9 protein-coding genes are annotated in these 14,402 nt (G+C 71.0%); 3 read left to right on the forward strand and 6 right to left on the reverse strand.

The annotated features are described in order from the left end of the window. The first annotated feature begins 92 nt into the window (after positions 1 to 92). The gene (locus O7629_RS16715) at positions 93 to 2,942 is read left to right on the forward strand and encodes a BTAD domain-containing putative transcriptional regulator (RefSeq protein ID WP_278170244.1); all 2,850 of its coding nucleotides are present in this window, start codon (positions 93 to 95) and stop codon (positions 2,940 to 2,942) included. 31 nt (positions 2,943 to 2,973) lie between these two features. Here O7629_RS16715 and O7629_RS16720 read toward each other — a convergent pair whose 3' ends face one another. The 5 genes from O7629_RS16720 to O7629_RS16740 all read right to left on the reverse strand — a co-directional run bounded on the left by O7629_RS16720 (position 2,974) and on the right by O7629_RS16740 (position 10,037). Next, positions 2,974 to 3,837, reverse strand: coding sequence for an ABC transporter permease (locus O7629_RS16720; RefSeq protein WP_278170245.1), 864 nt, complete (start codon positions 3,835 to 3,837; stop codon positions 2,974 to 2,976). After that, positions 3,834 to 4,835: an ATP-binding cassette domain-containing protein gene (locus tag O7629_RS16725; RefSeq protein ID WP_278170246.1), complete on the reverse strand. Its 1,002-nt coding sequence runs from the start codon at positions 4,833 to 4,835 to the stop codon at positions 3,834 to 3,836. The genes O7629_RS16720 and O7629_RS16725 overlap by 4 nt, the downstream gene beginning before the upstream one ends. A 29-nt stretch (positions 4,836 to 4,864) precedes the next feature. Next, on the reverse strand, positions 4,865 to 5,710 hold the full coding sequence (locus O7629_RS16730; protein ID WP_278170247.1) for a DUF4097 family beta strand repeat-containing protein: 846 nt from the start codon (positions 5,708 to 5,710) through the stop codon (positions 4,865 to 4,867). Positions 5,711 to 5,803: 93 nt separating this feature from the next. Then, on the reverse strand, positions 5,804 to 6,346 hold the full coding sequence (locus tag O7629_RS16735; RefSeq protein WP_278170248.1) for a ribbon-helix-helix protein, CopG family: 543 nt from the start codon (positions 6,344 to 6,346) through the stop codon (positions 5,804 to 5,806). A gap of 166 nt (positions 6,347 to 6,512) precedes the next feature. Further along, complete coding sequence (locus tag O7629_RS16740) at positions 6,513 to 10,037, reverse strand: ThuA domain-containing protein (protein WP_278170249.1); 3,525 nt, start codon at positions 10,035 to 10,037, stop codon at positions 6,513 to 6,515. Positions 10,038 to 10,422: 385 nt separating this feature from the next. Here O7629_RS16740 and O7629_RS16745 point away from each other — a divergent pair, with 385 nt between their 5' ends. Together O7629_RS16745 and cas6 are read left to right on the forward strand one after the other, a co-directional pair. Then, positions 10,423 to 12,477, forward strand: coding sequence for a cellulase family glycosylhydrolase (locus tag O7629_RS16745; RefSeq protein WP_278170250.1), 2,055 nt, complete (start codon positions 10,423 to 10,425; stop codon positions 12,475 to 12,477). Between the two features lie 160 nt (positions 12,478 to 12,637). Next, a complete protein-coding gene (gene cas6, locus O7629_RS16750; protein ID WP_278170251.1) occupies positions 12,638 to 13,465 on the forward strand; it encodes a CRISPR system precrRNA processing endoribonuclease RAMP protein Cas6 in 828 nt (275 codons plus the stop codon). Between the two features lie 142 nt (positions 13,466 to 13,607). On the opposite strand, the gene O7629_RS16755 is transcribed toward cas6, so the two are convergent. Further along, positions 13,608 to 14,276, reverse strand: coding sequence for a C39 family peptidase (locus O7629_RS16755; protein ID WP_278170252.1), 669 nt, complete (start codon positions 14,274 to 14,276; stop codon positions 13,608 to 13,610). Between the last annotated feature and the right edge of the window lie 126 nt (positions 14,277 to 14,402).

Consider the following 14,402-nt stretch of genomic DNA (forward strand, 5'->3'; position numbering starts at 1 on the left):
CGTGTCGCCGCTTTGGCGCTTCGGGGGGATGCCAAGTGGAGTACCGGATCCTTGGCGCGCTTCAGGTATGCGCCGATCAGGGAGACGTACCGGTGGGTGGGCCGCGGTCGCAGCGACTACTGGCCGCGATGCTGCTCAACGCCAACCGCCCGGTATCGGTTGACGCGCTGATCGCGGCCGCCTGGGACGGCGATCCACCGAGGACGGCCCGCCGGCAGGTCCTCAACCGTATCGCCGGCCTCCGGGCCACGCTCACCCGCGCCGGGGGCGCCGTCGACACCCGCACCGCTGGCTACCTGCTGCGGGTCGCGCCGGAGCAGGTCGACGCCCTCGCGTTCGACAGCCTCGTCCGGCAGGCCGCCACGGCACCCGACGACGCGAGGTCCGTCTCGATGTACCGGCAGGCGCTCGCACTGTGGCGAGGTCCCGCGCTCGCCGGTCTACGGGGCGGGTTCCTCGAAGCGGAGGCGGCCGGACTCGACGAGCGGCGCCTTTGCGTACACGCCGACTGCATCGAGCGCGAACTGGCCCGTGGCGAGGCCGACCGGCTCGTCCCGGAGCTGCGCCGGCTGGTCGCCGAGCACCCGTTCCGGGAGCGGTTCGCCGGGCTGCTGATCACCACCCTGACTCACGCCGGCCGGCGGGCCGAGGCCCTGGATGCCTACCGGGAGCTTCGCGAACGCCTCGTCTCCGAGCTCGGCTTCGAGCCGAGCGCGGCCCTGCAGGCGCTGCACCAGGCCGCCCTGCGGGACGCGCCGGCGTCGACCGCCGCCGCGTCACAGCCAGCACCACGACAGCAGCCGCGCGACGTGCCCACCTTCACCGGCCGCCACCAGGAGCTCGCCACGATACGGCGGCTGTTCGGCACCGGCACCACCGGACCCGTGGCGGTGGTCGCGGTGCAAGGAGTGGGCGGCATCGGCAAGTCGGCTCTGGCCGTACACGCCGCCCACCGGTTCGCCGACCGGTTCCCCGACGGTGTCCTCTACGCCGATCTACGCGGCGCTACCGCCGGTCTCGCCCCGGTGAGCCCACTCGACGCCCTGCACCGGTTCCTGCGGGCGCTCGACGCCGCACCGGTCCGCCTGCCGATGGACGTCGACGAGGCTGCGGCGATGTTCCGCTCGGCAGTCGCCGACCTGTGCCTGCTTGTCGTGCTCGACAACGCACGCGACGCCGCCCAGGTCGCGCCCCTGCTACCCGGCGGCGGCGGATGCGGCGTGATCGTGACCAGCCGCCGGATGCTGAGCACTCTCGACGGTGCACACCACATCCAGCTGGAACCCCTCACCGAGCAGGAGGGCCTAGCCCAGCTGACCGGGACCGTCGGGAACGAGCGCATCGCCGCCGATCCGCAGGCCGCGCGTGAGCTGGTCCGTTGGTGTGGCCGGTTCCCGCTGGCGCTGCGGATCGCGGGCGCGCGACTGGCGGCCCACTCCGGGTGGACGGTGCGGGACTTCGCCGCGCGGCTCGCCGACGAGCAGCGCCGCCTCGACGAACTTGAGGTGGCCGACCTCAGCGTCCGCGCGAGCATCGCCCTGTCCCACCGGAAGCTGCGCGGCAGTGCCGACCCCATCGACCGGGACGCCGCGACCGCGATCGCGACCCTCAGCATCTGGGACGGGCCGGACGTCAGCGACCTGTTCGCCGCCCGGCTGATGGACCGGCCCCCGACCGCGGCCGCCCGGGCGTTGGAACGGCTCGTCGCCGCGAGCCTGCTCGACAGCGAGGTGCCCGGCCGCTACCACCACCACGACCTCATCCGCCTGTACGGCCGTGAGCAGGCCACCATCTCCTTGCGTGGCGCGGAGCGGGCCGCCGCACTCACCCGGGCCATCGGTTGGTACGTCGGTACGGTCTGGGGGACGTACCCCCTGCTGCGCCCCGGCGACCGCCGCCCGCAGACCGTGGGAGACCAGTGGACAGGCGACGCCACCGCGTTCCCGGACCCCGACTCGGCGCTGCGCTGGCTCGACGACGAGCGCAGCAACCACCTGGTGGCGCTGCACCAGGCCGCGGCGAATCCGGCTGTACCGGCCAGCCTGGTCGTCCAGCTCGGTCAGGGCCTGTATGCCTTCCACCGGGTTCGCAACTCCTGGGGCGACGTGTCGGCCATCAACAGCCTGGTGCTCGAGGTGGCCGCCCGCAGCGACGACAATTCCGCACTGGCCGTCGCCCACACCGACATGGGCGCGGCACTGTGCCAGCTGGAACGGTTCGACGAGGCCGCCGAACACCTGCGTACCGCGATCGCCCGGCACCGCGCCATCGGCGACCGGCACGGCCATGCCCAGGCGCTGGCGCTGATGGGCAACGTCCACCAGGCCGAGGGACGCAGCCAGGAGGCGCTGATGTGCTACCAGGCGTGTCTGGCCGTCAACGAGGAGCTGGGTGACCTGCGCGGCCAGGCCATGAACCTGGGCAACCTGGGCCTGGTGTGGCGTCTGCTCGGCCGTTACGACGAGGCTCAGCGCGCCCACGAGCGGGGCATGGCACTCTTCCGGGAGCTCGGCGACCGTTACGGGCAGGCCATCGGGCTCACCAACCTGGCCAGCCTCTACCGGGACACCGAGCGCTACGACGCGGCGGTCACCGTCCTGCAGGAATGTCTGGAGACGTACCGCAGCGTCGGCGATCGCTTCGGCCAGGCCAAGGTCCACCTGGAGCGGGGCATGGTGCGCCGGCTCCAGCAGCGCTACCAGGAGGCGCTGGCCGACCAACGCACCGCAGCCGCTGCCCTGCGTGAACTGGGCCGGCGGCAGAGCCTGGCTGAAAGCCTCCGCGAATCCGGCCTGATCCTGCACCTGCTCGGCCAGTTCTCGGCTGCCCGGCACGACTGGCAGGAGGCGCTGGGCCTGTTCCTGAGCCTCGGGATACGGTCCGAGGCCGCCCAGGTTCGGCGGCTGCTCGCACCACTTGACGCGACGACCCGCCCAGCTTGACCGGTCGGTCGGCCGACCGACCGGCCAGGGGTCAGGGCTCGCGGTCGAACAGTCGTTTCGACCAGAGGTATCCGCCGAGCGCGATGGCCGCGCACCAGGCGAGCGCGATCCACCCGTTGTCGCCGACCGGCTCGTCCATCAGCAGGCCGCGCAGGGTTTCGATGATCGGGGTGAACGGCTGGTACTCGGCGAACCAGCGCAGCCCGGCCGGCATCGAGTCGGTGGGGACGAACCCGCTGCCGAGCAACGGCAGCAGGATCAGCGGCATCGGCAGGTTGCTGGCCGTCTCGACGCTGCGGCTCACCTGGCCGAGCGCGACGGACAGCCAGACGAGCGCGAAGGTCACCACCAGCAGGAATCCGGCGGCGGCCAGCCACTCGACCGGCCCGGCCGTGGGCCGGAAGCCGACCAGCAGCGCCACGCCGATGACGACCGCCAGGCTGACCACCGCCTGGATCATGCTGCCCAGGACGTGTCCGGTCAGCACCGAGCCGCGGGCGATGTGCATCGTACGGAATCGGCTGATGATGCCTTCGGTCATGTCCATGGCGATCGAGATCGCCGTCCCCTGGACGGTGGCCGTCACGGTCATCAGGATGATCGCCGGTGCCACGTAGTTGACGTACGCGGCGCGCCCACCGGCCCCGCCGCCGGGAAGCGTCCCGCCGGACATCGTCGCGCCGAGTTCGCCGAGCCCGGCGCCGAGGGTGCCGCCGAACACGTAGACGAACAGCAGCAGGAAGACGACGGGCATCCCGACGAGGGTCACGGTCATCGACGGGTAGCGCAGCATGCGTCTGAGGTTGCGGCGCAGCATCGTCACCGAGTCGCGCAGCGGGTGGTTACGCAGGCCGGCGACGGCGGCGGCCGGGCCGGCCAGGGCGTGGGCGCTCATCGGGTGGTCACCTTGTCGTCGGAGGGGTCGCCGGTCAGGGCGAGGAAGACGTCGTCGAGGTCGGGTGTGTGTACGGACAATTCGTCGACTTCGACGGCCTGGGCGTCGAGCCGGCCGATCAGGGTCTTCAGCGCCTGCAGGCTGCCGTCGCTGGGCACCCGCAGGGCGAGCGGGTCGTGGTCGCGGGTGGCCTGGCCGAGTGAGTGGGCTGCCTGGCCGAGCGCTGCTGGTGTCTGGTCGAGTACGCGGGTGGCCGCGTCGAGGCGTCGCTGGTCGGCGAAGCGCAGCCGGATGTGCCCGCCGGGGATGCGGCGTTTGAGCTCCTCGGCGGTCCCTTCGGCGACCACCCGCCCGTGGTCGAGCAGCGCGATCCGGTCGGCCAGTTCGTCGGCTTCGGCCAGGTACTGGGTGGTCAGGAAGATGGTGACGCCGTCGGCGACCAGGCCCCGGACGATCTGCCACATGGTGCGTCGGCTGCGCGGGTCGAGCCCGGTGGTCGGCTCGTCGAGGAAGATCACCCGGGGGTCGCCGACCAGGGTCATCGCCAGGTCGAGTCGCCGCCGCATGCCGCCGGAGTAGGTCGACGCCGGTTTGCCGGCCGCCTCGGTCAGGTCGAACTGGTCGAGCAGTCCGGCGACGCGCCGCTGCCGGTCGGCCCGGCCGAGGTGGTGCAGGTCGGCCATCAGTCGCAGGTTCTCCGCGCCGGTGAGCAGGTTGTCCACCGCCGAGAACTGGCCGGTGACGCCGATCGCGGCGCGTACCGCGTCGGGGTCGCGGGTGAGGTCGTGCCCGGCGACCCGGGCGTCCCCGGCGTCCGGTCGGATCAGCGTGGACAGGATCTTGACCGTGGTGGTCTTCCCGGCGCCGTTCGCGCCGAGCAGCGAGAAGACCGTTCCCGCCGGTACGTGCAGGTCGATGCCGTCGAGCACGACGTGATCGCCGTACGCCTTGCGGAGCCCGGTGGCGGCGATCGCCGGCTGGGGCTGCGTGGAGGTCATGGTGTCCCTCTCTTCGAGCAAGGAGTGGGTCAGGAGCGGTGGATGGTGATGTCGCCGTAGGAGACGCGGGCGCGTACCTCGACGGTCTCGTCGGCGTCGTCGGGCCGGGTGGCGGTCTCCAGCAGGTTGTGGACCTGCCCGAAGTCGGTCTTCACTTCCAGCCAGGCGGCGGTGCCCTCGGCGATGCCGACGTCCAGGTTGCCCATGGCGGTGCCGAGCACGACCGAGCCGCGCACCACCTCGCCGAGGCGGATGCTGCCGTTGGACGTCTTCGCGTCGACGCCGGCGCCGGCCCGTTCGACGCGGATGTCGCCGTTGGCCGCCCGCACCCGTACGTCGCCGGTGACCGCGTCGATCGTGGTCTCGCCGTTGGAGTTCTTGACCACGGCGGTGCCGTCGATCTCGCCGAGCTGGACCTTGCCGGAGCCGGTGGCGATCCGGGCGTCGCCGGTGACGCCGTCGACGGTGACGTGGCCGGCTGCGGTGTCCACCCGCAGCGGGCCGGTCAGCTCCAGCCAGGCGTTTCCGGCGGCGGTCTTGACCCGGCACTGCCCGAGCCGTCCGGTGCAGCGGACGTCGCCCAGCTGCAGTTCGGCGGAGACCTGGGAGCCGCTGGGCAGTTCGATGGACACCTCGGCCGATCGGGTCCGGCGGGAGAAGTCGAAGGCGGGTGACTTCGGGCCGGTGATCCGCAGGGTGCCGTTGGCGTAGTCGACGCGTACCCGGGCGGCGGCGGCCACGTCGGAGTCGTCGGCTGCGTCGCTGGGGCGGACCTCGACGACGGTGTCGGTGCGGTCGCTCGCGGCGATCCGTACGTCGCCGCTGCCGAGTTCGAGGGTGACGGAGATCGGTTCGGGTGTGTCGAAAGTAGGCATGGTTGTCCCCGCATCTTGGGTTGGTGGGCCGTCCCCGCAGGTCGGGGACGTGAGGTGTGGAAGGTGGACGGTGGACCGCGGGGGGCGGTGTGGCTAGCGCACCCAGCCGGTGAAGGTCTGCGTGCTCCGTTTCCCGGTGCCGCGTTCGTCGCGACGCCGGTCCCGGCCGCCCTGCTGGACGGTGGTGGCCGCAGCTCGGACCAGCCAGGCGTTGACCGAGCGCCCCTCCTTGGCGGCGGCCTCCTCGATGGCGGCCTTGAGCTGCTCGGGCAGGCGTACGTTGATCCGCGCGACCGGGCCGTCCTCGGCGGTCAGCAGGTCGCTGTCCGGTGTGCCGTCGTCCGTCGCTGGGGCGTCCCCGCCGGCGGGTCCGGTCGGACCGGTCGGATCGGCGGGTGGCGCGGTGACGACGAACTGCGGGTCGCGTCCTCGCAGCCGCAGTTCCACCGAGCCGGGTGCCAGGTCGCGGGTGATCTCGTCGGCGGCGGCCGACAGCGCGTCCAGCAGGGTCATCCGGATGGCTGACTCGAGCGACCCGGTCAGGCGCTCGACCAGTGCCCGTGCCTCGTCTCCGCCGGTTTCGGCGAGGGTGGCGAACTCCCGCCCGAGGTTGCTCACGTACGACGTCAGGTCCATGACGCCATCATGGCACACGATGGCACCACTAGCAAGCCGCAATGGCATCACAGTGATGCCCTTCTGGCACCTCGTGGCACCCTGATCCGAAGGAGTGACGCTGCGGCCGAAAGACAGAACTGCGCGGCACCCACCAGCCGATGGGTGCCGCGCAGTTCCTCGTTGATCAGCTTGCGGTGCAGCTCAGCGAAGACACGTTGGCTCCGCTGTTGCCCGAGCCGATGAAGCCGAACGTCGTACTGGCTCCGGCGCCGAGCGACCCGTTGTAGGAAACGTTGCGGGCGGTCACGTTGGCACCGCTCGACGTGACAGTGGCGCTCCAGGACTGGCTGACGGTCTGCCCGCCGTTGAACGTCCAGGTGACCGTCCAGCCGCTGATCGACGTTGATCCGGCGGTGACCCGCACCTCACCTTGGAAGCCACCCTGCCACTGCCCGATCACCGAGTACGTCGCCGAACACGACGGCCCGGTGGGCGGCGGCGTGGTCGGTGGTGCGGTCGTCGGCGGGGCCGTGGTCGGTGGTGCGGTGGTCGGTGGAGCGGTCGTTGGCGGGGCCGTGGTGGGCGGCGCCGTGGTCGGTGGCGCCGTCGTCGGCGGTGGGGTCGTGCCGCCGCCACGGAAGGTGAACTCGTCGACGTCGAACAGGTAGCTGGAGCCGCCGGTGAAGACGAGGAACAGGTTCTGCGTACCGCTGGGTGGGGTGAGCGTGCCGGTGACGGTGGTCCAGGTCTCCCAGTCGCCGGTCGGACTCACGGTGGCCGTACCGATGACGGGTCCCGACGCCGAGCCGGTCCGCAGCGAGATGGTGCCGCCGGAGCCGGCGGAGGCGACCCGGGCGGTGAACGACGTGGCCCCGGCCAGGTTGTACGGGGTGAACGAGATCCAGTCGCCGTTCTCGATGTAGCCGACCGCGCTCCCGCCGTGTGCGGAGGCCTTCTCCACCAGCGTGGTGCCCTGCTGGTCGCCGTAGTGCTCGGCCTGGCGGGTCCGGGGCTGCAGCACCGTCTGCGCCGAGGTCACCGGGATGGTCTCGCCCGCCGGGGTGTACTCGGCGATCATGACTCCGAAGATGTTCGCGTTCGGGTCGTGTTCGCCGTCCTCGGTGGTCTGCAGGGTGCCCGAGCAGCCGGTGGCGCTGGAGATGCCGTGGGCGTGGCTGTCGTGCCCGAGCAGATAGTTGACCTTCACCCGGCTGCAGTCGATCGTCGACGCGTCCGGGTCGGTGACCGTCACCTCGAACGGGATGGCGTCACCGAACTCGAACAGCCGGCCGTTGCGCGGTAGGTCGAGGGTGACCGTCGGCCGGCCCACCCCGATCACCACGCTCGCGGTGGCGCTGCGGCCGGTGCTGTCGCGCACTGTGAGCGTCGCCGTGAACTCGCCGTTGCTGGTGTACGTGTACGACGGGTTCGGCTGCGTCGAGTCGGTGCTGCCGTCCGTGGTGAAGTCCCACGCGTACGTGATGGCGTCACCGTCCGGGTCGCTGGTCCCGGCCGAACTGAACTGCACGGTCAGCGGCGCGTTACCGGTGGTCGGGTCGGCGGACGCGGCGGCGATCGGCGATCGGCCACCGCCGGAGCTGTACTCGATGCGGTACACCGCCGAGCTGGCGTCACCGCTGCCCCAGCCGGTGCCGTAGTCGAGCACGTAGAGGGCGCCGTCCGGGCCGAACTCCAGGTCCATCACCTGGGTGCCGGTGTAGTCCGGGAACGGGTCGATCGAGCCCACCCCGCCGGAGCCGGTGACCGTGACCGTCTTGATCCACCGTCGGCCGAACTCGCCGATGAACACCTTGCCGTTCATCGACGCCGGGAACTTCACGTCGGAGGCGAGCGAGGGGTCGTAGTTGTAGACCACGGCGTCCATCGGTGACAGGCCGCCGCAGCACAGCTCCGGCGGGTTCTGCTCGCCACCGTACGGCAGCCAGGCCCGCTGCGACGGGGGCAGCTGGGTGATGCCGGAGTTGTTCGGGGAGTTGTTCACCGGCCCGCCGGAGCAGTTGAACGGGGCACCGGAGGGGCCGGACGGGAACGTGAAGTCGATGTACGGCGTGTTGTAGTTCGAGCAGTACGGCCAGCCGTAGAAGCCGGGCTGGGCGATGCGTTCGAACGCGACGTGGTTTGCCGGCCCGCGGTTGGGGTTGGCGGTGCTGGCGTCCGGCCCGTACTCGCCGAGGTAGACGATGCCGGTCGCCTTGTCCACGGACATCCGGAACGGGTTGCGGAAGCCCATCGCGTAGATCTCCGGCTTGGTGTTCGCCGTGCCGGCCGGGAACATGTTGCCGGCCGGGATGGTGTAGCCGCCGTTTGCGCTCGGCCGGATCCGCAGCACCTTGCCCCGCAGGTCGTTGCTGTTGCCGGCGGTACGCTGCGCGTCGTACGCCGGGTTGCGGTTGGACCGTTCGTCGATCGGCGTGTAGCCGCTGGAGTCGAACGGGTTCGTGTCGTCTCCGGTCGACAGGTAGAGGTTGCCGTCCGCGTCGAAGTCGATGTCACCGCCGACGTGGCAGCACATGCCCCGGCTGGTCGGGACCTGCAGGACCGTCACCTCCGACGACCGGTCCAGGGTGTGGTCGGCGTTGACCGTGAAGCGGGACAGCCGGTTGTAGCCGTTGAACGGTGCGAACTGCGACGCCGAGCCGGTCGACGGCGCGTCGCCGCCCGGGGTGTTCAGTGGCGGCGAGTAGTACACGTACACCCAGCGGTTGGTGGCGAAGTTCGGGTCCGCCTCGATGCTCTGCAGCCCTTCCTCGTCGTGGGTGTACACCGGGATGGTCAGCGCCACCTTGGTGTTGCCGGCCGCGTCGGTGTAGCGGATGGTGCCTTCGCGGGAGGTGTGCAGCACGCCCCGGTTCGGCAGCACCGTCATGCCCATCGGCTCGCCGACCTCGGCCACGCCCTTGGCCAGGGTGACCTCGCTGTAGCCGGGGGGTGTCTGGCTGGTCGAGCAGTTGCCGGCGCCCTGTGCGGCGTACTGGATGCCGCCCAGCACGTGGCTGCGGAAGTTCGCGTCGCTGAAGCTCTCGTTGGTGTGGCCCATGCCGGTGTACCAGGAGCGGCCACCGTCGTAGCCTCGGCACCACGCGATCGGGTGGTCGCTGCCCATCGTGCCGCCGGTGTACGTGCTCTCGTCCACGGTGGCCAGGATGTGGTTGTCCGAGCGTGGGTTGGTCCGGTAGTTGTACCACTCGTCGTAGCGGTTCCACGCGGTCGGCAGCCCGGCCGTCGACGGGTGCGAGCTGTCCTCGATCCGTACGGTGGCGTTCTGGTTCGCCGGGTGGCTGGCGAAGTACGCGCCGACCAGGTTGCCGTACCACTGCCAGTTGTATTCGGTGTCGGCCGCCGCGTGGATGCCGGCGTAGCCACCGCCGCCTCGGATGAAGCTCTCGAACGCCGACTGCTGGCTGGCGTTGAGGACGTCTCCGGTGGTCGACAGCCAGATGACCGCCTGGAACCGGGACAGGTTGGCGGTGGTGAACTGGCCGGCGTCCTCGGTGGTCTCGACGGTGAAGTTGTGCTGCGCGCCGAGCTGCTCGATGGCGGCGATGCCGGCCGGGATCGAGTCGTGCCGGAACCCGGCGGTCTTGCTGAAGACCAGGACGGTGAAGTCCGCCTGGGCCTGGGCCGGCACGGCGCTGAAGCTGATCGTGACCAGCACCATGACCAGGCAGAGGGCCAATCTTCGGAACATGATTCGGGAGCTCGCTTTCTGTCGTGACAGGTGCGGACAGGCGTGCGCCGAATCACGCCGCAGGGGGATCGACTGGAGCGGGGACGCTGGCCGGCGAGGCTCGAGCCACGCGCGCACAACGGGCGGGCCCGCCAGGGCGGCCCTGCTCACCTTCGCCCGGAGCGACACACGATGCCGGCTCCAGGTCACCGCATCGCTATCGAAGGCCGTCGTTGCGACCCTACGGGAGCCACAAAATGGAAGTCAATGGATCTGTCGCAGCCAGACACGCCCCGGCGGTACGCCCGCCGGGACCACGTCCTTCCATTACGACCTTGGTACGTCGTAACCTCTGTCGATGGAAGCGCTCCCACGACTGCCCAACCCACGACAGGAGAACCGCTAAATGCCGTCGATACGGACACGGTGGGTCGCCACAGCGGCGGCCGGCCTGCTACTCGGGGCGGTCGCCGCCGTCCCGACCGCCCCCGCCACGGCAGCCGCCGCCCCACCGGCTGCCCGCACCGGCACGTCGGCCACCGCATCAGCGCCAGCCACCGCATCAGCCGCGGCCGCGGCCGCAGCCGCGCAGGCCGTGCCGGCGAACGACTGGCTGCACACCGACGGCAACACGATCGTCGACGAGGCCGGCAACCAGGTGTGGCTCACCGGGGCCAACTGGTTCGGCTACAACGCCACCGAGCGGGTCTTCCACGGCCTGTGGTCGGCCAACATCGAGGCGGTCACCCGCGCGATGGCACAGCGCGGCATCAACATCGTCCGGGTGCCGATCTCGACCCAGCTGCTGCTGGAGTGGAAGGCCGGCCAGCCGCTGGCCCGGCCCAACATCAACGCGTACGTCAACCCGGAGCTGGACGGGCTGAACAACCTGCAGATCTTCGACTACTGGCTCGACCTGTGCGAAAAGTACGGCCTGAAGGTCATGCTGGATGTGCACAGCGCCGAAGCCGACAACTCCGGCCACCTCTACCCGATGTGGTTCAAAGGCTCGATCACCCCGGAGGACTTCTACCAGGGCTGGGAGTGGGTGGCCGAGCGCTACCGCGACAACGACACGATCGTCGCGATGGACATCGAGAACGAGCCGCACGGCACCCCGAACGACCCGCAGCGGGCCAAGTGGGACTCGTCGACCGACCAGGACAACTTCAAGCACGCCTGCGAAACCGCCGGTCGGCGGATCCTGGCGATCAACCCCGACCTGCTGATCCTCTGCGAAGGCATCGAGGTCTACCCGCGCCCGCACGCCGACTGGGACTCCCCCAACACCAACCCGGACCTCAGCCCGAACTACTTCTACAACTGGTGGGGCGGCAACCTGCGGGGCGTCGCCGAGCACCCGGTCGACCTGGGCACCAACCAGGACCAGCTGGTCTACTCCCCGCACGACTACGGCCCGCTGGTCTACGAGCAGCCGTGGTTCCAGGGCGAGTTCGACAAGGCGTCGCTGACCGAGGACGTGTGGCGGCCCAACTGGCTCTACATCCACGAGGACGACACCGCGCCGCTGCTGATCGGCGAGTGGGGCGGCCGGTACGGCCAGGACGCCCGGCAGGACAAGTGGCTGCACGCCCTGCGCGACCTGATGATCGACTACGGCATCCACCACACGTTCTGGTCGTTGAACCCCAACTCCGGTGACACCGGCGGCCTGCTGCTCGACGACTGGACCAGTTGGGACGAGGTCAAGTACAACCAGGTGCTCAAGCCGGCGCTGTGGCAGCACGACGGCAAGTTCGTCAGCCTCGACCACCAGGTGCCGCTCGGCGGGGCCGGCTCCACCACCGGGATCAGCCTCGCGCAGCGCTACAGCGACGGCGGCGGGGACGACGACGTGACCGCGCCGACCGCCCCCGGCCAGCCGACCGCCAGCGACGTCACCGCCGACTCGGTGACGTTGACCTGGGCGGCGTCGACCGACAACGTCGGCGTCACCTCGTACCAGGTGCTGCGGTCGACCGGCGGTGCGCCGGCCACCCTGGTCGCCACGGTCTCCGGCACCACGTACACCGTCTCCGGCCTGACCGCCGAGACCAGCTACACGTTCACGGTGCGGGCCCGCGACGCCGCCGGCAACGTCTCGCCGGCCTCACCGGCGCGGACGGTCACCACCGCGGCCGACGACGGTGGCCCCGGCGACGACGGCTGCACCGCGACGTACACGGTGACCAGCAGCTGGCAGGGCGGCTTCCAGGGCGGCATCGAGGTGCGCAACACCGGCACCTCGGCGATCTCCGGCTGGACGCTCACCTGGACCAACCCGAGCGGTACGTCGATCGGGTCGCTGTGGAACGGCCGGTTGACCACGTCCGGCGGAGTCAACACGGTACGCAACGAGCCGTACAACGGGGCCCTCGCGCCGGACGCCGCCACCACGGTCGGCTTCGTCGGCTCCGGGCCCAGCACCACACCGACCGACCTGAGCTGCACCGCGTCCTGATCCTGCACCGGTACCGCCTACGGAGCGGACCGAATCCGGATCCGATCCGCTGCCCGACTCCGACCGGGTCGGGCAGCGGATCCCCCGGCCCGCTGGCGCCGGTCTGCTTGAGTGGGGGGCACTCACCGACCACACCAGACCGAGAGGGTACGCCGGCCCGATGCCCACCCAGATCGTCGTCTCCCTGGTGCCGACCGCCGCCACGGCGGTCCCGCCACCGCACACCGGCCCGGCCGTCTACGCCGCGTTCCTCAAAGCGGTCCGCGCCGTCGACCCGGAGCTGTCCACGATGCTGCACGACAGTGCCCGGTACAAGCCGTTCACCCTCAGCCCGGTCCTCGACGAGCAGGGCCGGCCACCGTCGACACCGGGGCAGCCGGCCCGGATCGTGGTCGGCCTGCTGATCGACGCGTACGCCGCCCCGGTGCTCGCCGCGCTGCACCACGCCGCCGGGCATCAGATCGCGCAGACCCGTTACCGCACCGTCGACGTCGCCGTGCACGCCGTGTCGTACGCCGAGCTGGCCACCGGCGCCGACCCGGCCGCCACCACCTGGGCGTACGACCTGCTGACCCCGGTCGGGTTCGCCACCGGACGCGGGGACGGTGCCCGCCGCCAGCGCCCCTGGCCGGACGCGGAGCGGGTGTTCACCAACCTGACCCGGCGCTGGGACGCGTTCGCCGGGGAGGTGGCGTTGCCGACGTCGGCGGAGCCGGCGGTCGTCGACCATCTGGAGGTGGTCGACGCTCAACTGCGGATGGCCACGCACCTGGTGGAGCCGGGGCAGCGTAACCCGGAGCACCGGTTCCGTCGGGGCACGGTCGGCTCGGTGACCTTCCAGTTGGCGGAGGCATCGGGGGTGCCCGGCGACGCGCGACGCGCGGTCGACGCCCTGGCGGCGTTCGCCAGCTACGCCGGTTTCGGGGACCGGACCGCGATGGGCATGGGTCACGTCCGGCGCAGGCTCAGCCCGCCACCGCAGCAGTGATCCACTTCGGCTCATCGGACTGCCGACCGGCGTGTCGGGTCGATGAACCGCAGCGGATCAAGGCCAGCCGGTGACGACCGTTGGCCGGGTCTGCCGGGTACCCGGCAGACCCGGCCAACATGGTCAGGGCGAGGTCAGGACGTCAGTGCGAGTAGCCGCGGGTGGCGATCCAGTGCGCAAGGGTCTCGGTGCTCACCCAGTAGTGTTCGGCGCCCAGGAAGGCCGGGTCGGCGATCTTGACGGCGTCGCCGCCCTCGCCGTAGCCGACCACGGTCACGTAGTGCCCGCCCGGGTACGAGTGGGTCCGGCCGTCGACGTCGCTCACCGTACCGATGATGTTGGCCACCACGGCCCGGCCGTCGTCCACGGTCGCCCGCACGTCGTCGCGCAGCTGGTCGATCTGCGCCTGGCTCGCCTTGGACGCCTCGATCGCGGTGGTCCGGTACTTGTCGTCGCCGGTGAGCTCGTTGAGCACCCGGGTGGTGTCCTCGGCCGAGTCGGTGCCGGCGACCGTGGTGCCCAGCCTGCTGGCCACCTCGTCCTGCGACAGTTCGCGGCCCTGCGCGGTCAGCGCGATCCGGGTCGCCGCCGGCCCGCAGTAGTAGAAGTTCGGCTGCCGCTCGTAGCGGGTGTTCAGCAGCCGGCCCTCGCTGGACCACTCGCCGCTGCCGGAACTGGCGGAGGCAGTGGTGGACCTGGCGGTGTCCGAGGCCGGGGCGGCCTGGGCTGCGGCAGCCGGACCGGCCACCACACCGCCGGCTACCAGCAGACCGGCGACGGACAGTGCGGATCTGTGAAGAACGGTGGTCATCTGCGGATCTCCGTTCCGGGAGGGTGCGGAAGATCCGGGCACTGATCGTCTGGCAGAGGCCCGGACCCCGCGAACGGGACATACGGTCAGTCGGTGCCCAGCACGGCGGTCAGGGCTGATGCGACG

It is taken from the genome of Solwaraspora sp. WMMD792, assembly GCF_029626105.1.
Lineage (GTDB): Bacteria > Actinomycetota > Actinomycetes > Mycobacteriales > Micromonosporaceae > Micromonospora_E.